We start from the raw sequence: 21,184 nt of genomic DNA on the forward strand, positions 1-21,184 counted from the left end.
ATGCGGGACGGCCAGTACAAGGTCGTGGTCAACGACGAGGAGCAGTACTCCATCTGGTTCGCCGAGCGTCCCCTGCCGCAGGGGTGGCGGGAGGCCGGCTTCGAAGGGGAGAAGCAGAGCTGCCTCGACCACATCGAGCAAGTTTGGACGGATATGCGCCCGCGCAGCCTGCGCGAGGCCATGGAGCCCCGGTGAGCGGCACGTACGCCCTTCCCGCCTCTTTCGCCCAGGAACGGATGTGGTTCCTGGCCAGGCTCGATCCCGGCGCGCCCGCGTACCACGTCAATGCCGTGATCGAGCTGCCCGAGCGGGACGATCCGGACCGGTGCGAGCGCATGCTGGGCGAGCTGGTCCGGCGGCACGAGACGCTGCGCACCGCCCTGGCGGTCGAGGACGGGGGCCTCGTCCAGATCGTCCAGGTCGAGCTGCCGGTCACCCTGCCCCGGACCGACCTGCGCGACCTGCCGCCGGAACGGGCCGAGCGCGAGTTCCGCGCGCTGGCCCTGGCGGCGGCGCGGCGGCCGTTCGCGCTGGATCGGGCGCCGCTGTGGCGGGCGCACCTGGTGCGGATGCCGGGCGGCGGGCAGCGGCTGGTGTTGGTGGTGCACCACGCCGTGTTCGACGCCCGCTCAGGCACCAACCTCGCGGAAGAGCTCCGGGAGCTGAGCGACGCCTTCGACGAGGGCCGCCCGGCGCGGCTGCCCGATCTGCCCGTCCAGTACGCCGACTACGCCGCCTGGCAGCGCGAGCAGCTCGGCCAGGGGCTGCTCGCCGACCGGCTCGGCCACTGGCGGGACCGGCTGGCGGGCCTGCCGCCCGACCTCGGGCTGCCCGCCGACCGGCCCAGGCCGGCCGTCCGGGGGCACGCGGGGGCCGAGCATCACCTGGCGCTGCCCGCCGGCCTGGTCGACGAGCTCGAAGCGCTGGCCAGGCGGCGCGGCGCGACCCTGTTCATGGTGCTGCTGGCCGGGCTGAAGGCGCTGCTCTCCCGGTACGCGGACCAGCGGGACGTCGCGGTGGGCACGCCGGTGGCCGGGCGCGACCTGCCCGAGTTCGAGCCGCTGATCGGCATGTTCATCAACACCCTGGTGCTGCGTACCGACCTGGGCGGCGACCCGTCGTTCGGCGAGCTGCTCGACCGGGTGCGGGAGACCGTCCTCGACGCGCTGGACCACGCCGAGGTGCCGTTCGACCGGCTGGTCGAGGCGCTCCAGCCGGTCCGCGACACCAGCCGCACGCCGCTCTACCAGGTGGGCTTCAACCTGCTGCCGACGGAGTCGCGCGCGCAGTTCCCGAACGGCACCGCCCAGCTCGACCTGAACCTGGACGTCGTCAGGACCGCCGAAGGCGCCGGCGTCTACCTCGAATACAGCACCGACCTGTTCGACGCCGCCACCATCGCGCGGCTGGCCGACGCCTACCGGCTGGTCCTGGAGGCCGCCGCAGCCGATCCAGAGACGCGGTTGTCCGAGCTGCCGTTGATGACGGTGGCGCGGCAGCGGGAGGTGCTGACCGGCTGGAACGACACCGACGCGCCCTACCCGGAGCGGACCCTGCACGAGCTCGTCGCCGAGCAGGCGGCGCGCACCCCCGGCGCGGTCGCGGTCCGCGCCCCGGACGGCGAGGAGCTCACCTACGCCGAACTCGACGCCCGCACCGAGGCGCTGGCCCGGCGGCTGGTGGCCGAAGGCGTGCGGGCCGAGACGTGCGTGGCACTGTGCCTGCCGCGCGGCGTGCACCAGATCGTCGCGCTGCTCGCGGTGCTGCGGGCGGGCGGGTGCTATCTGCCGCTGGACGCGGCGTACCCGGCGGAGCGGCTGGCCTACCTGCTGGCCGACTCGGGGGCCGCCCTGCTGCTGACGGACTCCGCCCACCGCGACCGGCTGCCGGCGGAGTGTCCTCCGGAGCTGCTGCTGGACCGGCCTTTTGATGAACCAGAGGTGCGGCTGCCGTCGGTGGGGCCCGACAACCTGGCCTACCTCATCTACACCTCCGGCTCCACCGGCCGGCCCAAAGGGGTGCAGGTGCCCCATCGCGGCGTGGTCAACCTGGTCACCGATGTCGTCAGGCGGCTGAGCGGCGGGAGCGCGCTGTTCATGACCTCGCTGTCGTTCGACATCGCGGCTCTGGAGATCTTCACGCCGCTGCTGTCCGGCGGCACCCTGGTGATCGCCCCCGAGGACGCCGCCCGCACGCCCAAGGAGATCCGCCGGGCCGCCGAGGACGCGGACCTGGTCCAGCTCACCCCGTCGGTCGCGAGCGTGGCGCTCGACCATCTGCCGTCCGGGCTGCCGCGCGTGATCCTCGGTGGCGAGCCGTTGCCGCTCGACCTGGCCGCGCGACTGCTCACGGTCACGGACGAGCTGTGGAACTTCTACGGGCCCACGGAGACGACGATCTGGTCGACCGCCTACCGGGTGCCGCACTCCCCCGCCACGATGCTCATCGGCCAGCCGGTGGCGAACACGACCGCTTACGTCGTGGACCACGACCTGCGGCCGGTGCCGGTGGGGGTGCCGGGCGAACTGCTGCTCGGCGGGGCCGGGGTCACCCGGGGCTACCACGGCCGGGCTGGGCTGACGGCCGAGCGTTTCGTGCCGGACCCCTTCGGTTCGCCGGGTGGACGCCTCTATCGCACCGGCGACCTGGCCCGATGGCATTCCGACGGCACCCTGGAGTGCCTGGGCCGGCTGGACGACCAGGTCAAGGTGCGCGGCGTCCGGATCGAACCCGACGAAGTCGCCGCCGTTCTCGGCGAACACCCCTCGGTGCAGCGAGCGGTGGTGGCCGTCCGCGACGACGCCCCGGGTGGACGCGGACTGGTCGCCTACGTCATCACCACCGCCGAGGAAGGCGAGCTGCGGGCACACCTGCGCGCCCACCTGCCCGAAGCCATGATCCCGGCCGCCTTCGTGTCGGTCCCGGACTTCCCCGTGCTGCCCAGCGGCAAGCTCGACCGCGCGGCGCTCCCACCACCCGCCGGTGCCACGACCGCCGCGTACGTGCCGCCGCGTACCCCGATGGAGGAGACCCTCGCCGCCATCTGGGCCGACCTGCTCGGCCGGGAGCGCGTCGGGGTGAGCGACGACTTCTTCGCCCTGGGCGGCCACTCGCTGCTGGTGGTCCGGCTCATCGGCCGGATCGACGACGAGTTCGGCGTGGAGCTGCCGCTGCGCCGCTGCTTCGACGCCACGACCGTGGAGGAGCAGGCGCTGGCGGTGCTCGAAGAGGGATTGACGGATGCGGATCTGCTGGAACTTCTGGAGGAGGAGCGGTGAGCGACGGGAACGCGGTACGCGCGCGGCTGGCCCGGCTCAGCCCGGAACAGCGCGCCGCGCTGGAGGCCCGCCTCCCGCGTGGGAAGAAGCACGAGTCCTTCCCGCGCGGCCCGGCCCAGGACGCCGTGGGGCTGTCCGCCGCGCAGCGCCGCCTCTGGGTCGTCGACCAGCTCGACCCGGGCAACCCGGCCTACACGTTGTCGTGGGCGTACCGGATCACGGGTGACCTGGACGCCGCCGCGCTGGCCACGGCGTTCGACGCGCTCGTGGACCGGCATCCGATCCTCGGGTACGTGGTCGAGACCCGCGACGGCGAGCCCCGCCAGACCCCCGGCCGGGTCCGGCCCGCGCTGCGCGTCGAGACGATGTCCGCCGACGAGGCCGACGCCGTCGCCCGTGAGGAGGCCCGGTTCGCCTTCGACCTGAGCGCCGGCCCGCTGACCAGGGCCCGCCTGGTGCGCGTGGCGCCCGGGGAGCACCGGCTGATCCTGACCCTGCACCACATCCTGGCCGACCGCTGGTCGGTGGCGATCCTGTTCGGGGATCTCTTCCGGCTCTACGCCGGTGAAGCTCTGCCCGCGCGGCCGGTGTCGTACGCCGACTACGTGGCGTGGCAGCAGGACAGGCCGCCACGGGAGCGCGACCTGGACCACTGGCGCAAGGCCCTCGACGGCCTGCCCGACGTGCTCGACCTGCCCGCCGACCGGCCGCGCCCGCCCATGCAGTCGAACCGGGGCCGCCGGCTGCTGTTCGAGCTGGACGACGAACTCACCGCCGGGCTCCGCGACCTGGCCGCCGGCGAACGCGCCACCCCGTTCATGGTCCTCGTCACCGCCCTGCAGGCGCTGCTCGCCCGCTACACCGGGCAGCCCGACATCCCGATCGGCACACCGATGTCCGCCCGGCCGCATCCCGCCCTGGACCAGACCGTCGGCCTGTTCCTCAACACGGTGGTGCTGCGCGGCGACCTGTCCGGCGACCCGTCCTTCACCGAGCTGGTACGGCGTACGAGGGAGCGGACGCTGGCCGCGTTCGACCATGCGGGCCTGCCCTTCGAGACGCTGGTGGAGGAGCTGTCCAGCGGCCGGGACCTGTCCCGCAACCCGTTCTTCCAGGTCATGCTCGCCTACCAGAACACCCCCGACCTGCCGGGCGACCCGCGCGGCCTGCGGCTGGAACGCCTGGACGTGCGCCCCGGCACGGCCATGTTCGACCTGGACCTCATCGTGGAGGAGCGCCAGGACGGGTCGCTGCTGTGCGTGCTCGACTACGCCACCGACCTGTTCGACGACGACCGCGCGCAGCGCCTGGCCGCGCACCTGCGTACGCTGCTGGGCGCCGCTGTCGCCACCCCGGACCTGCGGCTCTCCGAGCTGCCGCTCATGGACCCGGCTGAGCTCCACGACACCCTGCGCGCCTGGAACGACACGGCGGCCCCGTACCCCTCTCGTGGCCTCCACCACCTGGTCGCCGAGCAGGCGGCGCGCACCCCCGGCGCGGTGGCGGTCCGCGCCCCGGACGGCGAGGAGCTCACCTACGCCGAGCTCGACGCCCGCACCGGAGCGCTGGCCAGGCGGCTGGTGGCCGAAGGCGTGCGGGCCGAGACGTGCGTGGCACTGTGCCTGCCGCGCGGCGTGCACCAGATCGTCGCGCTGCTCGCGGTGCTGCGGGCGGGCGGGTGCTATCTGCCGCTGGACGCGGCGTACCCGGCGGAGCGGCTGGCCTACCTGCTGGCCGACTCCGGCGCCGCCCTGCTGCTGACGGACTCCGCCCACCGCGACCGGCTGCCGGCGGAGCGTCCTCCGGAACTGCTGCTGGACCGGATCGGCCCCGGACCGGAAGGACCGCTGCCGTCGGTGGGGCCCGACAACCTGGCCTACCTCATCTACACCTCCGGCTCCACCGGCCGCCCCAAAGGGGTGCAGGTGCCGCACCGCGGCGTGGTCAACCTGGTCACCGATGTCATCAGACGGCTGGGCGGCGGCAACACGCTGCTCATGACCTCGCTCTCCTTCGACATCGCGGCCCTGGAGATCTTCACACCGCTGCTGTCCGGCGGCACCCTCCTGATCGCCCCCGAGGACACCGCCCACACCCCCAGCCGGGCTGCCAAGGACGCCGACCTGATCCAGCTCACCCCATCGGTCGCCGGCCTGGCGGTCGAGCACCTGCCGCCCGGCCTGCCCCGCGCCATCCTCGGCGGCGAACCGCTACCCCTCGACCTCGCCACTCGGCTGCTCACGGTCACCGACGAACTGTGGAACTTCTACGGACCCACCGAAACGACGATCTGGTCCACCGCCTACCGAGTGCCGCACTCCCCCGCCACGATGCTCATCGGCCGGCCGGTGGCGAACACGACCGCGTACGTCGTGGACCACGACCTGCGGCCGGTCCCGGTGGGCGTGCCGGGCGAACTGCTGCTCGGCGGGGCCGGAGTCACCCGGGGCTACCACGGCCGGGCCGCACTGACGGCCGACCGCTTCGTACCGGACCCCTTCGGCTCGCCGGGCGGACGCCTCTACCGCACCGGCGACCTGGCCCGATGGCACCCCGACGGCACCCTGGAATGCCTGGGCCGCCTCGACGACCAGGTCAAGGTACGCGGCGTCCGCATCGAACCCGACGAAATCGCCGCCGTCCTCGGCGAACACCCCGCCGTCCAACGAGCCGTAGTGGCCGTCCGCGACGACGCCCCCGGCGGACGCGGCCTAGTCGCCTACGTCACCACCACCGCCGAGGAACGCGAACTACGGGCACACCTACGCGCCCACCTGCCCGAAACCATGATCCCAGCCGCCTTCGTCACCGTTACCGACTTCCCCGTACTGCCCAGCGGCAAGCTCGACCGCGCCGCCCTCCCCCCGCCGCGGGCCGGGGCCCCGACCACCGCGTACGTGCCGCCGCGTACGCCCGCCGAACGCGTCCTCCACGCGATCTGGGCCGAGCTGCTCGAACGCGACGACATCGGGGTCGAGGACGACTTCTTCACCCTGGGCGGCCACTCCCTGCTGGCCATGCGCCTGGTGGTCAGGCTCAGGGAGACCCACGGCGCCGAGGTGACGCTGCGCCGCTGCTTCGCGACCCCGACCATCGCGGGCCTCGCCCCGCTTCTCTCCGGCACGGGGGACCTGGCCGCGATCCCGTCATCGTCCGGCGAGCCGGTGCCCTCCCACGCGCAGGCCCGTCTCTGGTTCCTCGACCAGCTCGACCCCGGCAACCCCGCCTACAACGTCGCCTGGGCGGAGCGGCTGACCGGCCCGCTCGACGTGGCCGCGCTGACCGCCGCGTTCGACGACCTCGTGGACCGGCACGAAGCCCTGCGGCTGGTCATCGTGGCCGACGACGGCGAACCCGCGCTGCGGGAAGGCGCTCACAGGGCGCGGCTGGCCGTGCGCTCAGGCCCTGACGTGGGACTGGAGGAGGCGCGGCACCGGTTCGACCTGGCGGCCGGGCCGCTGGTACGGGCCGCCCTGGTACGGCGTGGCGAGACGGAACACGAGCTGTACCTCACTCTCCACCACGTCATCACCGACCGGTGGAGCCTGTCGATCCTGCTGCGCGACCTGATGGAGCTCTACCGGGCACGGGTCACCGGCGCCCCGGCCGAGCTGCCCGCGCTCTCCATCGGCTACCGCGACTTCGCCGCCTGGCATCGGACGCGGGTGTCCGAGCGGACGGCCGACCTGGCGTACTGGAAGGACACGCTCGCCGATCTGCCCGCCACCCTGGACCTGCCCGCGGACCGGCACCGCCAGGGACCGGCGAGCATGGCCGGGCGGCGGCTGACGTTCCCGATCGACGCCGGGACGATGGCGGCGGTGCGCTCGCTCGCGCTGGAGCGGCAGGTGACGCCGTTCATGGTGCTGCTGGCCGCGTTCCAGGCGGTGCTGGCCCGCTACACGGGGCGTACCGACATCCCCGTCGGCACTCCGATCTCCGGCCGGGCCCACCCGGACGTGGAGGAGATGGCCGGGCTCTTCCTGAACACGCTCGTGCTGCGCGGCGACCTGTCCGGCGAGCCGAGCTTCGCCGGTCTGCTGTCGCGCACCCGCGAACGCGTCCTGGACGGGCACGATCACGCCGAGCTGCCGTTCGAAGTGCTGGTGCAGGAGCTGGCCCAGGAGCGTGACCTGGGCCGCAACCCGCTGTTCCAGGTGATGCTCGCCTACCAGAACGTGCCGCCGGCGCCGCCGGACGTCGCGGGGATCTCTCTGCGGACCCTCGACATCGACCCGGGGGTGGCGCAGGCGGACCTGCACCTGGTGATCGAGGAGGCCGGCGACCGGCTCACGGGGGTGCTGCACTACGCGAAGGACGTGTTCGAGCACGACCGGATGGAGCGCTTCGCCGACCACTTCCGGGCGTTCCTGGCGGCGGCCGTGGCCGAGCCGGAGCGGCCGGTCGCCGACCTGCCGCTGCTCACGGCGGCCGAGCTGGACCTCATCCAGCGGGCCAACGACACGGACGCGCCCGCCGCCGACGCCACCCTTCCCGCGCTGGTCGCCGAACAGGCCGCCCGTACGCCGTCCGCGCCCGCGCTGAGCTTCGAGGCCGGGCCCTGGCTGACCTACGCGGAGTTCGCCGGACGGGTGAATCGCCTGGCCAGGCGACTGCGCGCGCTTGGGGCCGGCCCCGGCCAGGTCGTCGGGGTGTGCCTGGAGCGCGGCGCGGACCTGGTCATCGCCGTCCACGCGGTCGTCGCCGCCGGCGCGGCGTACCTGCCGCTGGAGCCCGACCATCCGGCCGAGCGCCTGGCGGGCATGATGGCCGACGCGGGCGCCCGCCTGGCCATCTCGATCGAACGCCACGCCGACCGGCTGGGCGGCGTTGAGACGGTGCCGCTCGATCGCGATGCCGAGGTCGTCGCCGCTGAGGACGGCGGGCCGCTCGGGGTCCGGCCGCATCCCGACTCCCTCGCGTACGTGATCTTCACGTCGGGTTCCACCGGCCGCCCCAAGGGCGTCGGGGTCTCGCACCGGGCGATCGTGAACCGGCTGCGCTGGATGCAGGACGCCTTCCGGCTGACCGGGGACGATCGGGTGCTGCACAAGACGCCGTTCTCGTTCGACGTGTCGGTGTGGGAGCTGTTCTGGCCGCTGATGACCGGGGCCGGGCTGGTCGTCGCCCGGCCCGGCGGGCACGCCGACCCCGCCCACCTGGCCGGCCTGATGGCGAGCGAGTCGATCACCACCGCGCACTTCGTCCCGTCCATGCTGGACGCCTTCCTGGCCGAGCCCGGGCTGCGGCTCGGCGCGCTGCGTACCGTGGTCTGCTCGGGGGAGGCGCTCGGCGCCGACCTGGCCGCGCGGTTCGCCGCCGCGCTGCCCGGGGCGGGCCTGCACAACCTGTACGGGCCGACCGAGGCGGCGGTGGACGTGTCGTGGCACGCGTGCCGGGCGGGTGACGGCACGATCCCGATCGGGCGGCCGGTGGCGAACACCCGGCTGGAGATCCTCGACGACCGGATGAACCGCGTCCCCGTCGGCGTGCCGGGCGGCCTGTGGATCGGCGGCGTGCAACTCGCCCAGGGGTACGCGGCCCGTCCCGCGCTGACGGCCGAGCGCTTCGTCCCCGACCCGTACGGTCCGCCGGGCGGACGGCTGTACGACACCGGTGACCTGGCCCGATGGCGGCCCGATGGCGAGATCGAGTATCTCGGCCGGTCCGACCACCAGGTCAAGATCCGTGGCATGCGGGTGGAACCGGGCGAGATCGAGGCGGCCCTGGCCGCCCTGCCGGGCGTCCGCGCCGCCGCCGTCCGCGCCATCGAGGACGGCGCCGGCCTGCGGCTGGCCGGCTACGTGGTGCCCGCCACGGCCGAACAGGCGGGCGACTGGGAGCGGATGCTGCGCGACACGTTGCCCGACCACATGATCCCCAAGGTCTGGACCGTACTCGGCGAGCTGCCCCTCAACCGCAGCGGCAAGCTCGACAGGAACGCCCTCCCCGACCCGCGCACCCCTTCGGCCGTCCGCCACGCCGAGCCCGAGGGGGTGGCCGAGCTGGCCGTCGCCGCCGCCTGGCAGGGGGTGCTCGGGCTGGAGCGGGTCTCGGCCCACGACAACTTCTTCGCCGTCGGCGGCGACTCGATCCGCAGCCTCAAGGTGGTCGCCCGGCTGCGGGCGGCCGGTTACGCGATCCGGCTGGAGCAGCTCTTCAGCCACCAGACCGTCAGGGAGCTGGCCGCACGGCTCCTGCCCGCGGCGGCGGCCGGGCCACCCGAGGTGCCGGAGACGCCGTTCGGCCTGCTCAATCCCGAGGACCTGGCACGACTGCTGGAAGGCGAGACGCGATGACGGTGACGACGGGGGCCGCGCGTGGCCTGGAGGACGCCTATCCTCTGGCCGCGCTGCAGGCGGGGATGCTCTACCACAGCGCGTACGAGCCGGATTCGGCCACCTACCACGACCTGACCACGATCACCTTGCGCGGCCGGTTCGACGCGGGGGCGTTCGAGGCGGCGCTGGCCGAGGTGACGGCCCGGCATCCCGTGCTGCGCACCTCGATCGACCTGACCGGGTTCAGCGAGCCGCTGCAGCTCGTCCACCGTGCGGCCACGCTGCCGCTGGAGGTGACGGACCTTTCGGGCGATCCGGCGGCCGCGCACCGGCTGGCCGCATGGTCGGAGGCGGAGAAACGGCGGCCGTTCGACTGGGCGTCGCCGCCGCTGGCGCGGGCGCACGTGCATGTGCTGTCCGGGGAGCTGTTCGCGTTCAGCCTGAGCTTCCACCACGCCATCCTGGACGGGTGGAGCGTGGCGTCCCTGGTCACCGAGCTGTTGCAGCGCTACCACGGGCACCTGACCGGCGACCGGGTGCCGGTCGCCCGTCCCGGCGCGGCCTTCCGCGAACTGGTGGCCGCCGAACGCGCCGCCGTGGCCGCACCGGAGACCCGCGACTTCTGGCACGCCCAGGTGTCCGACGCCCCCGACACCCGGCTCCCCCGCCTGCCGGGGAAGCTCGACCGGGGGCAGCACGACCCGGGGCCGCACGACCCGGGCCCGCACGACTCGGGGCAGCACAGCGAGGCGGGGGCCGAGGTGCTGCGATTGCCGTTGGCGGCGGAGGTGGTGGACCGGCTCGGTGCGGTGGCCAGGGAGCTGGCGGTGCCGTTGCGCACCGTGCTGCTGGCCGTTCACCTGCGGGTGCTCGCCCTGGTCACCGGCGAGAGCGAGGTGATGACCGGCCTGGTCACGCACAGCCGGCCGGAGAGCGAGGCCGGCGAGGAGGTGCTCGGCCTGTTCCTGAACACCGTGCCGCTGCGCCTGGACACGACCGCTCCGACCTGGGCGGCGCTGGCGCGCAGGGTGTTCGAGGCGGAGGTGGCGCTGCTGCCGCACCGGCGCTATCCGCTGTTCGAGATCCAGCGGGCGGCCGGTCGCTCTCCGCTGCTGGACGTGCTGTTCGACTTCCGCGACTTCCACGTCTACCGTGGCCTGCCCGGCGTCGAGATCGTGGACCAGGACTTCTTCGAGGAGACCGACGTGCCGTTCGCGGCCGCGTTCAGCCGTTCGCGGGAGCACGGCGGCTTCGATCTGACCCTCACCTACGACCGGGCCCAGTTCGGTGCCGGCCAGGTCGGCCGGATCGGCGAGCTCTACCTGACCGCGCTCCGCCAGGCCGCCGATCCCGGCTCCGACCCGCGTCCGGCCGATCCGTACCTGGCTCGCGACGCCGCCGCGATCGACGGCTGGAACGCCACCGCCCGGCCGTACCCGAGCGCGGCGCTGCACGACCTGATCGGCGAGCAGGCCGCGCGCACGCCCGCCGCTCCCGCCGTCTGCTACGACGGGATCTGGATCACCTACCGGGAGCTGACCGCGCGGGCCGGTGACGTCACCGCCCGGCTGCTGGCCGCCGGCACCCGGCCGGGCGATGTCGTCGGTGTCTGCCTCGAACGCGGCCCCGACCTGCTGCCCGCCCTGCTCGGCGTGCTCGGCGCCGGGGCCGCCTACCTGCCGCTGGAGCCCGGTCTGCCGGCGGAGCGGCTGGCGTACATGATCGAGGACGCCCGGGCCCGGACGGTGCTGACCGATCCGGCGGTAACGGCGGCGCTGCCGGACGGCGTCGCGCTCCCCCTGACCGGCCCCATCCCCGACGCCACCGCCGCGCCGCCGCGCGTGCATCCCGACGCGCTGGCGTACGTGATCTTCACCTCGGGTTCCACCGGCCGCCCCAAGGGGGTCGGTGTCTCGCATCGGGCGATCGTCAACCGGCTGCGGTGGATGCAGGAGACGTTCGGGCTGAGCGCGGGCGAGCGGGTGCTGCAGAAGACGCCGCTGTCGTTCGACGTGTCGGTGTGGGAGCTGTTCTGGCCGCTCATGGTCGGCGCCGGGCTGGTCGTGGCCGAGCCGGACAGCCACCGCGACGGTGCCAGGCTGGCCGCCCTCGCTTCGGGCCACAACGTCACCACCATGCACTTCGTACCGTCCATGCTGGAGCTCTTCCTCGACGAGCCCGGCCTGCCGGCGCTGCGCCGGATCATCTGCTCCGGCGAGGCGCTGGGCGCCGAGCTGGCCGCCCGCTGCCACGACCGCCTCCCGGACACCGAGCTGCACAACCTGTACGGCCCCACGGAGGCGGCCGTGGACGTCACTTGGCACCCCTGCGAACCGGGCGAGCGGCTGATACCCATCGGCCGGCCCGTCGCCAACACCCGCCTGGAGGTCCTCGGCGCCGACGGGCAGCGGGTTCCCGTCGGCACCCCGGGCGAGCTCTGCCTGGGCGGTGTCCAGCTCGCCCGCGGGTACGTCAACCGGCCGGAGCTCACCGCCGAGCGCTTCGTGCCCGACCCGTACGGCCCGCCCGGCGCCCGCCTCTACCGCACCGGCGACGTGGCGCGCTGGCTGCCCTCCGGCGAGGTCCAGTACCTCGGCAGGACCGACTTCCAGGTCAAGATCCGTGGCCAGCGGGTGGAGCTCGGCGAGATCGAGACGCTGCTGACCGCCGACCCGGCGGTCCGCGCCGCCGTCGTGGTGCTGCGCGGCGAACGGCTCGTCGGCTACGTCGTCCCCGAGGGTGACGACCTGCCCGATCTGGCCGCCGCGCTGCGCAAGCGGCTGCCCGACCACATGGTCCCGTCCGCCTGGGTGCGCCTCGACGCGCTGCCCGTCACCGCCAACGGCAAGCTCGACCGCGCCGCCCTGCCGGATCCCGGGGACGCCGGGCGCGCGCCGTACCTGCCGCCCCGCGACCCGTTCGAGGCCAGGCTGGCCACGCTGTGGGAGGAGACGCTCGGCGTCGACGCGGTCGGCGTGCACGACGACTTCTTCGCCCTCGGCGGCCACTCCCTGCTGGCCCTGCGCCTCACCATGCGGCTGCGCAAGGAGCTGGGCCGCGACGTGCCGCTGTCGAGCGTCCTCACCGCCCCGACCGTCGCGCAGCTCGCCGCCGAGCTGCGCCGCCCCCAGGACAACGACGGCGCCCCGCAACGGATCGTGCCGCTGCGGGGCACCGGCGACCGCGACCCGGTCTTCCTGTTCCACGCGCTCGGCGGCCAGGTCTTCCGCTACCTGCCGCTGACCCGCCACCTCGGCTCCGACCAGCCCGTCTACGCCATCCAGGCGGCCGGTCTCGCGCCGGGTGAGGAGCCGCACGCCACGCTGGCGGAGATGGTGGACGACTACACCGCCCACCTGCGCAAGATCCGCCCGCACGGCCCGTACGTGCTGGGCGGCTACTGCATCGGCGGCAACATCGCCCTGGAGACCGCCCGCCGGCTGCGCGAGCTGGGCGAGAAGGTGCCGCTCGTCGTCCTGTTGTACTCCGACGCGAACGAACCGGTGCTGCGCGCCTCGCTGGAGGACGACGCCGTCCTGCTCACCCACGCCCTGGCCGGCGGCAAGGTCCAGGTCGACCTGGACGACCTGCACCGGATGAGCCCGGACGAGCGGCTGCTGGCCGTGATCGACGCCGCGGCCCGCGCCGACACCCTGCAGCCCGACACCGCCGACCTGCGCCAGGCCCGCCGTTTCGTGGACGTCTTCCGCGCCAACGCGCACGCCGTCGGCCACTACCGGCACGACCCGTACGACGGGGACGTCCTGCTGTTCTCGCCCGCCGCCGAGGGCGTCCCGCCCGACGACATGGGCTGGCGGGACGTCATCACCGGCCGCCTGCGCATCTCGCCCATCCACGGCGAGCGTTTCACCGTCATGTACGAGCCCCGGGTCGCCCTCGCGGCCGCCGAGTTGAGGAGCAGCATCGACCATGGCCTCACCCCCCGCGACTGATCCCCCCACGGCGGAGCCCGCCACGCTGTGGAAGAACCGCGACTTCCTCAAGCTGTGGAGCGGCGAGAGCCTGTCACTGGTCGGCTCCCAGGTGACCGTGCTCGCCATGCCGATCGTCGCGTACCTGTGGCTGCACGCCTCCGTCGCCGAGATGGGCGTGCTCGGCGCGCTGGCCAGGCTGCCCATGGTGCTGTTCTTCGTCGTGGGCGTCTGGGTGGACCGGATGAGGCGCCGGCCCGTGCTCGTCTGGAGCGACGTCATCCGCGCGTTCATGCTGGCCACCGTGCCGCTGCTGTTCGTCATGGACCTGCTGACGCTGTGGTGGCTGTACGTGGTCGTGTTCGTGATGGGCGTCTTCGGGGTGCTGTTCGAGATCGCCTACCGGTCGTACCTGCCGGTGCTGGTGGCCCCCGAGCACCTCGGTGACGGCAACAGCAAGCTGCAGCTCAGCGACTCGATCTCCAAGGCGGTCGGGCCCAGCCTGGCCGGGTTCCTCATCGCCACCCGCTCGGCGCCGCTGGTCATTCTGGTGGACGCGGTCAGCTACGTGCTGTCGGCGCTCTTCCTGGTCTCCATCCGCAAGCGTGAGGACCCGCCGCCGCCCGACAGCGGCGGCACCATGATCGCGGCGATCCGCGCGGGCTTCGGCTGGGTGATGGGCCACCCGGTGGTCCGCCCGCTGGCCATCGCCAGTGCCGTCTACTCCTTCTTCGACATCGGCATCCTGCAGACCCTCTACATCCCGTACGTCATCGACGGCGCCGGCGTGCCGGCCGGCTGGGTCGGGGCCGTGCTGGCGGTCGGCGGGGTCGGCGCCGTGGCCGGCGCGTGGCTGTCGGTGCGGCTCATGAAGGGGGTGGGGCCGGGGCCCACCATGTTCTGGTCCACGGTCGTCGGCAACAGCGCGCTCATCCTGGTGCCGCTGGCCGGCGGGCCGCTCTGGCTGGCGATCGGCATGCTGGCCCTGTCGCAGCTCCTGGTCGGCCTGTGCGCGCAGGTGTTCGTGGTCAACAACATCACCGTGCTGCAGTCGGCGACGCCGCGCGAGCTCGTCGGCCGGGTCATCGCCACCATCTGGGCGATGGGGCTGGTGCCCGCGCCGCTCGGCGCCCTGGTGGCCGGGCTGCTCGGCCAGGCCGTGGGCATGTGGCCGGTGGTCCTGGTGGCGGCGGTGATCGGCGCGGTCGTACCGATGATCGTGCTCGCGCTGTCGCCGATCCCCCGCATGCGCGAAATCCCCCAGGCCCCGGCCACGACCTGAGCCCGGCCGGGCTCAGGTTCACGCGTTGAGTTCGGCCAGCCAGCCGAGCTGCTCGGCGCGGTCCTCCGCGGTGGGCGCGTTCAGGCCGACGATCAGCCTGGTCGCGCCCGCCTTGCGGTACGCCTCCAGCCGCTCACGCACCCGCGCCGGCGTACCGCACAGGGCCAGGGCGTCGACCAGCTCGTCGGGCACCTCCTCCATCGCCTCCCCCAGGTCGCCGTCGAAGTAGGCGTCCTGGACACGCGCCGCCGCCGGCCCGAACCCGAGCCGGTGCGCGAGCCGGTTGTAGAAGTTGACCCCCCGTGTGCCCATGCCGCCCAGGTAGAGCGCCAGCATCGGCCGGATCAGGTCACGCGCGTAGTCGGCGTCGTCGTCCACCATGGCCATGACCATCGGTGAGACCTCGACCCGGGACGCGTCGCGCCCGGCCAGGGCCGCCCCGGCCCGCAGGTGCTCCATCGACTCGGCGAGGTGCTCGGGCGGGAAGTGGATCGGCAGCCACCCGTCGGCGATCTCCCCGGCCAGCGCCACCGCCTTCGGACCCATGGCCGCCAGGTGGATGGGCAGCGGCTGCCGTACCGGCGAGACCGTCATGCTCAGCGCCTTGCCGCGGCTGTCGGGCAACGGCAGCACGATCTCGGGGCCGGGGTGCTCGACCGGGCGGCCGTCCAGCGCGGTGCGTACCACGGCCACGTAGTCGCGCAGGTGGGCCAGCGGCCGCGCGTACCTCTGCCCGTGCCACCCCTCGGCCACCTGCGGGCCGGACGCGCCCAGCCCGAGCAGGAACCGGCCGCCGGACACCCGGTCGATCGTGGTCGCGGCCATCGCCGCCGAGATCGCGGTGCGGCCGGTCACCTGGATCACGCCGCTGCCCAGGCCGATCCGCTCGGTGCCGGCCGCCAGCCAGGCCAGCGTGGTCGCCGGATCGACCCCGTAGCCCTCCGACGCCCACACCGAGTCGTAACCGAGCCGCTCCGCCTCGCGTACCAGCGTCAACTGGGCTTCATGCGTGGCCGCCACGGGGCCAAGGGTGCCGATGCTGAATCCGAGCCGCACAGCCGCCTCCTCATAGGCCGATCTTGCTCCACTCTCCCGCAGAAGCCGCGCGGAGACCAGAGGCCGGCCGTCAGAGCAGCGGCTCGATGGACTCCCAGGCCGGAGGCTCGGGCCAGTCGTCCCCGGCGGCCTCCAGGCCGATGACCGCGCAGGCCAGCAGGTGCTCGCCGGGCGCGAGCTCGCCCTTCAGCGTGGGGATCGTGGTGTGCGGGACGAGGACGTTGGTGCCGGGCAGCGCCGTGATGAGGGCTCCCTCGCGCCGGCCGGACAGGTCCTCGATCACGCACAGGCCGCCCGGCGAGTCGAGCCGCGCCCGGCCGGGCCCGAGGTCGACCCGGTTCGGCGGCAGGTCCCGGTCGACCGCGAAGCCGCCCTCGGCCGTGTGCAGCGCCCGCCCGGTCCTGATCCGGTGCACCCGCACGTGCCACGGGGACCGGGCCACCAGCCAGGTCTCGATCTCCACGTCGTCCCAGGGCGTCCAGCGCGCGTGCAGCACGCCGTCGGAAGCGGAGACGGCGTCCGGCAGCTCGCACGGCCGCCAGCGCAGGCCGTCCTCACTGAGCGCCAGCGTGCTGTCGAAGGCGCCCTGTTCGAGCATGAGCGTTCCGGCGGGCACGCTGAAGCCGAACCGCGTGGAGTAGGCGAACTTGGCGTATTTGGCCGCGCCGTGCCGGGCCCACTGGTTGCGCTGTCCCGCGCTCAGCAGCACCACGTGCCGTCCCTCCTCGCAGCGCATGAGCGCCACGCCGGCCTGCGGCTGGGTGCTGACCTCGGGCAGAGGGGGCGCCTCGGCCTCTTTCGCGGTCCAGAACGGGTGCTCGGCGGGCAGGGCGAGCGGCAGGAACGCCTTCATGGCCCAGTAGGGCGAGCCGGGCGCGTTGTACTGCTCGGCCATGTGCGGCTGGGGGTAGCCGTAGCCGATGGTCAGCAGCCCGGCGGCGTCACGGATCGGCCGGCTCTCCCACCAGCGCAAATTGCGCAGCAGATGCCCCTTGGTGACCTCCCACGGCAGCGCCTCGACGTCGGCGAAGGCCAGCGCGCCCCAGAACGCCGACTGGGCGAAGCGGTAGGTCAGGCTCCTGCCGAACGGGACGGCGACGCCCTCGCTGGTGAACCAGTGCTGGAAGTCCTGGGCGAACGCCGCCGCCCGATCACGGAAGCGCCCGGCCCTGGCCTGGTCGGCGCCGAGCGCGGCGTAGATGAGGCCGTAGTAGTGCATGGCGAACGGGATGTAATAGTCGCGCTGCCACGTGGGCCCGTCGGAATACCACCCGCGCCCCAGGTCGAACGCCTCCAGCCGGTCGAGCCTGGCCGTGTTGGCGTCGTGGTCGTGGGCGACCCCGACGCGGTCGAGGCCGAGCCCCACCAGGACCGGGAAGAACAGCCAGTTGTTGTTGTTCGGCTCCACGGTGACCGCGTGCCGCAGCCAGGCGGCCACGGTGTCGCGCTGGCGGCCGGTCAGCGGGTCCCAGACGTGCTCGGGGGCCAGGGCGAGCGCCAGGCCGATGGCGGCGGTCTCGACCAGCCGCTGGTTGCGGTCGAAGACGGCGCCCCAGTGGTCGGGGTGGTCGGGGTCGGTCCCGGCGGCGAGCCCGTCGCGCCAGAGCTCCCAGTGCTCGAAGTCCATGCCGCCGGCCGCCAGCGGCGCGAGCCCCCACAGCGGGCGGGCGTACGCCTCCAGCTCGGAGGCCGCCTGGTCGTAGTGCGCGGTGTTGAACCCCAGTCGCAGCCGCCCGCCACCAGGGCTGAACCGGGAGGTCAGCGGCGCGACCAGGTCCAGGACCTGACGTCCCAGGTCGTCTCGATCGTTGTTGATAGGCCGTCCTGTGCGGTCGTCGGTGCTCAAAGGCCCTCTTTCATCCGTTCTGTACGGGCGGTGCGGTGCTTTCGCGTACGTGCAGCTCCATCGACAGGTACACCGGCTCCCCGTCGTGCCCCTCGGTCATGAGGCTCTCCAGCATCTCGGCCGCCTGCTTACCGAGCTGCCCCCTGGGCACCGACACCGTGGTCAGGCTGGTGTGCGCCACGTGGTCCAGCTCGATGTCGTCGAACCCGACCACCGACAGCTCCTCGGGCACCCGCACCCCGAGCTCGCGCATCCGGGTCACCGCCCCCAGTGCCACGAGATCGTTGTACGTGGTGAGCGCGGTGGCCCCGGTGCCGGCCACCCCGGCGGCGGCCTCGTACCCATGGCGGCTGGACGACCCGCACGGCAGGATCGTGACCGAGAGGCCGAACGCCTTGGCCGCCTCCAGCGCCCTGATCCGCTCGGCGTTGGCCCAGGACACCTCGGGCCCGCTCAGGTAGGCGACCCGGGTGTGGCCGAGCTGCGCCAGGTGGCCGCAGATCAGCATCATGCCCCCGAAGAAGTCGGCGGAGACGGCCGGCGCGGCGATGCCGGGGACGATCCGGTCGAGCAGGACGAGCGGATGGTCCCGTGCGGACAGGACGGCGAGGTCCGAGCGGTCCATGCGGGAGGAGCAGAGCAGCACCCCGTCGCAACTGCGCATCAGGTCCTCGACCAGGTCGTGCTCGATCGAGGGGTCGTCGTTCGACTCCATGACCATCACGCGCCGCCCGTGGGTACGGGCGACGGCCGAGACGGCCTTGAGCACGTCGGGGAAGTAGGGGTTGGCCAGGTTGGGGACCAGCACGCCGATGGTGCCCTTCTCGCCTCGGGCGAGCCCCTGCGCCGCGGCGTTGGGCCGGTAGCCCAGCTCCCTGACCGCGTCGTGAACGCGCGCCGCCAGCGCGGGATCGACCTTCGCCGTGCCGTTGAGCACGCGGGAGACCGTCGAGGCCGACACTCCCGCGGCCTCCCCGACGTCGCTGATCGTCACCCTGGCCGGGCGGCCCTGCCGCACGTTACGCACCTGCTCCTCCTGCCTCCGTGGACCCTCCGTCAGCCGAGCAGGCCGCGCAGGTGGTCCATGTCCCGCCGTAATGCCGCCGCCGGGTCGGCCGCCGGGTAGTGGACGTGCAGCGACAGCGGCCCGGTGTAGCCGCGTGCGCGCAGCCCGGGGATGATCTCCGGCCAGGGGACCACTCCCCCGTCGGTGAACGGCCCCCACTCGCACACCCAGCCGTCCGCGGCGGCGCGCCACACGGCGTTCTTCACTCCCATGCAGGCCATCCGGTCGCCGAACAGGTCGGCGTTGAGCGCCCATGCCTCGCTGCCCTCCTTGGCCTGGTTGCCGGGGTCGGCGTAGAAGCGCACATCGGGCAGGTCGCCCGCGAGTGCGAGGGCGAGCGAGGCGGACGGATGGATCGTACCGTGATGCAACTGCAGTGCCAGGCGCACGCCGTGCCGGGCGGCGAGGCCGGCCAGGCGGCCCAGCGCGGCCCTGGCCTCCTCCACCTGGCGGCGGTATCCGATGGCGGGGTCGTAGCGGTAGAAACCGACCCGCATGAGGGGGACGCCGCTGCCGGCGCAGGCGGCGATGATCCGTTCGGCGTCCGGGCCGGCGTCGAGCAGGTCGGTGGTGACGACGTCGAGGGTGAGGTCGCGGCGCTTGAGCTCCGCGGCGACGTCGGCGATGCGGCCGGGGTCGGCGGGGGCGACCGTCTGTCCCTCGCGTACGAGGAGGTCGGCCCCGTCGGCGCCCACCGAGGCCAGGGCCTCGGCCAGCGGGGCGACGTCGATGGGGCCGAAGGGTTTGGTGAAGGCGAGCAGGCGCACACATACTCCCAAAAGTTCAGAAAGCGCTTGTCGTGCTTCGCTGAAATAGCCGACCACAGCAACCTTGCTCCCTGAAACCGCTTTCTCACAAGTCTTGAATCGGCCTGTGACCCGCGTTACAGTCGTCCCACTCTCGGGTAAGCGCTTACCCGCTTCCTGGCACCCCTCTGGCCTCCGCCTCTACGGGAGGACCCCCGAATGAACCTTCATCGGCGTGGCACCACCGCGATGATCACCATGGCCCTGGCGTCACTGCTCGTGGCGGCCTGCGGCACATCGCCCGACGGCAGCAGAAGCGGCGGTGGTGGCTCTCAGACCACGCTGCAGATCTGGGACTTCTCCGCCGAACAGGTGAAGTTCCACAAGGACGTCGCCGCCCAGTTCAACAAGGAACATCCCAACATCAAGGTCGAGTGGCGTTCGATCACCCAGGCCGACTACATGAAGACCCTGCCTCTGGCCTTCCAGAGCAACCAGGCGCCCGACATGTTCTACTGGAACGCGACCGGGCTGGCCCAGCTCATGGACCAGAAGTGGATCCGCCCGCTCAGCCCGGACGGCACCGTCCCCGCCGACTTCACCAAGCGCTGGCCGGACGGGTCCTTCCTCGAAGGCATCAACATGCAGGACGGGAAGACCTACGGCTTCCCGTTCTCGGAGAACCTCTACTGGGGCTCCGGCTACATGTTCCTCAACAAGGAGGTCTTCCAGCAGGCCGGGCTCGACGTCAACAACCCGCCCAAGACCTGGACCGACCTCAAGAACGCCTGCGCGCAGATCAAGTCCAAGACGAAGGCCGAGTGCATCGCCGCCCCCACCAAGGGCGTGGACATGCAGCGGATCTGGTTCGGGCTGATCAGCAGCGTCTCGACGGACGAGTTCTTCGACTTCAAGACGGGCAAGTTCGACCTGACCGAGCCCAGCCAGGTCAAGACGTTCGGCTTCATCCAGGAGCTGAAGAAGGCCGGTTATCTGGCGCCGGGCACCAACGACAAGAACTTCTCCCGCCAGCAGTTCGCCGCGAACCAGGCCGGCATCTTCTTCGACGGCACCTGGATGCCGAGCGTGTGGGCCAGCCAGGGCTTCAGCAGCGACAAGTACGTGGTGGCCCCGCGCGTCGACCCGGACGAGGGCCGGACCGGCGCGGCCGGCCGCGGCTACGACGACAACAAGTACTGGGTCAGCTCTCAGACCAAGAACGCCGACGCGGCCTGGACGTTCATCCAGTGGATGACCGACCCTGACGGCTACTTCGTCCAGCAGTACTACAAGAACGCCTTCGGCACGCTCTCGTACGTCGACAACCAGAAGATGGTCAGCGACCCGGCGCTCAAGCAGATCATGAAGATCGGCGGGGCGCCCGGCTACCGGGTCCAGCTTCCCGTGCCGCTGCTCAAGTGCCCCGACATCGCCAAGTCCAAGGCGTACGTCAACGCGATGGCGCGCAACCCGGAAGGCGAATGGGAGGCGATGAGCGAGGCGCTGGTCAGCGGCCAGTCCCTGGCGACCACCGGCGCCGCCATCGTCAAGCAGCGGCAGGCCGCCCTGGAGGAGGAGCTCAAGAAGGAGGCGGCGGCCGGGCTGAAGGTGTCGATGGACTGCTACACCTTCCCCGACTGGGAGTACACCAAGGACTACACCTCCGACATGTACAAAGGCTGACCGGAGAGGACCTC

The 21,184-nt window shown here is 72.8% G+C and carries 10 protein-coding genes; 6 read left to right on the plus strand and 4 right to left on the minus strand.

Annotated elements, in window-relative coordinates:
* Genes C4V41_RS52630 through C4V41_RS52650 form a run of 5 tightly spaced genes read left to right on the plus strand, consistent with a single transcriptional unit; the run spans position 1 to position 14,773 of the window.
* Complete coding sequence (locus tag C4V41_RS52630) at positions 1 to 195, plus strand: MbtH family protein (protein ID WP_103963622.1); 195 nt, start codon at positions 1 to 3, stop codon at positions 193 to 195.
* Positions 192 to 3,278, plus strand: a complete 3,087-nt coding sequence (locus C4V41_RS52635) for a non-ribosomal peptide synthetase (protein WP_103963623.1) — start codon at positions 192 to 194, stop codon at positions 3,276 to 3,278. The genes C4V41_RS52630 and C4V41_RS52635 overlap by 4 nt, the downstream gene beginning before the upstream one ends.
* Complete coding sequence (locus C4V41_RS52640; RefSeq protein ID WP_160150705.1) at positions 3,275 to 9,577, plus strand: non-ribosomal peptide synthetase; 6,303 nt, start codon at positions 3,275 to 3,277, stop codon at positions 9,575 to 9,577. Before C4V41_RS52635 ends, C4V41_RS52640 begins: the two co-directional genes overlap by 4 nt.
* Positions 9,574 to 13,512: a non-ribosomal peptide synthetase gene (locus C4V41_RS52645; protein ID WP_103963625.1), complete on the plus strand. Its 3,939-nt coding sequence runs from the start codon at positions 9,574 to 9,576 to the stop codon at positions 13,510 to 13,512. Before C4V41_RS52640 ends, C4V41_RS52645 begins: the two co-directional genes overlap by 4 nt.
* Positions 13,490 to 14,773: an MFS transporter gene (locus C4V41_RS52650; protein WP_103963626.1), complete on the plus strand. Its 1,284-nt coding sequence runs from the start codon at positions 13,490 to 13,492 to the stop codon at positions 14,771 to 14,773. The genes C4V41_RS52645 and C4V41_RS52650 overlap by 23 nt, the downstream gene beginning before the upstream one ends.
* A gap of 18 nt (positions 14,774 to 14,791) precedes the next feature.
* Here C4V41_RS52650 and C4V41_RS52655 read toward each other — a convergent pair whose 3' ends face one another.
* From C4V41_RS52655 to C4V41_RS52670, 4 genes are all read right to left on the minus strand, one after another.
* The gene (locus C4V41_RS52655; protein ID WP_103963627.1) at positions 14,792 to 15,829 is read right to left on the minus strand and encodes an LLM class flavin-dependent oxidoreductase; all 1,038 of its coding nucleotides are present in this window, start codon (positions 15,827 to 15,829) and stop codon (positions 14,792 to 14,794) included.
* Between the two features lie 70 nt (positions 15,830 to 15,899).
* The gene (locus tag C4V41_RS52660) at positions 15,900 to 17,675 is read right to left on the minus strand and encodes a DUF2264 domain-containing protein (protein ID WP_235030939.1); all 1,776 of its coding nucleotides are present in this window, start codon (positions 17,673 to 17,675) and stop codon (positions 15,900 to 15,902) included.
* 10 nt (positions 17,676 to 17,685) lie between these two features.
* A complete protein-coding gene (locus C4V41_RS52665) occupies positions 17,686 to 18,702 on the minus strand; it encodes a LacI family DNA-binding transcriptional regulator (protein WP_200824859.1) in 1,017 nt (338 codons plus the stop codon).
* Between the two features lie 29 nt (positions 18,703 to 18,731).
* Positions 18,732 to 19,508, minus strand: a complete 777-nt coding sequence (locus tag C4V41_RS52670) for a sugar phosphate isomerase/epimerase family protein (RefSeq protein WP_160150706.1) — start codon at positions 19,506 to 19,508, stop codon at positions 18,732 to 18,734.
* A gap of 198 nt (positions 19,509 to 19,706) precedes the next feature.
* On the opposite strand from C4V41_RS52670, the gene C4V41_RS52675 reads away from it, so the two are divergent.
* Positions 19,707 to 21,170 (plus strand): ABC transporter substrate-binding protein, encoded by a 1,464-nt coding sequence (locus tag C4V41_RS52675; RefSeq protein ID WP_103963630.1) that lies wholly within the window; start codon positions 19,707 to 19,709, stop codon positions 21,168 to 21,170.
* Positions 21,171 to 21,184: the final 14 nt, after the last annotated feature.

Source organism: Nonomuraea solani (assembly GCF_900108335.1).
GTDB lineage: Bacteria > Actinomycetota > Actinomycetes > Streptosporangiales > Streptosporangiaceae > Nonomuraea > Nonomuraea solani.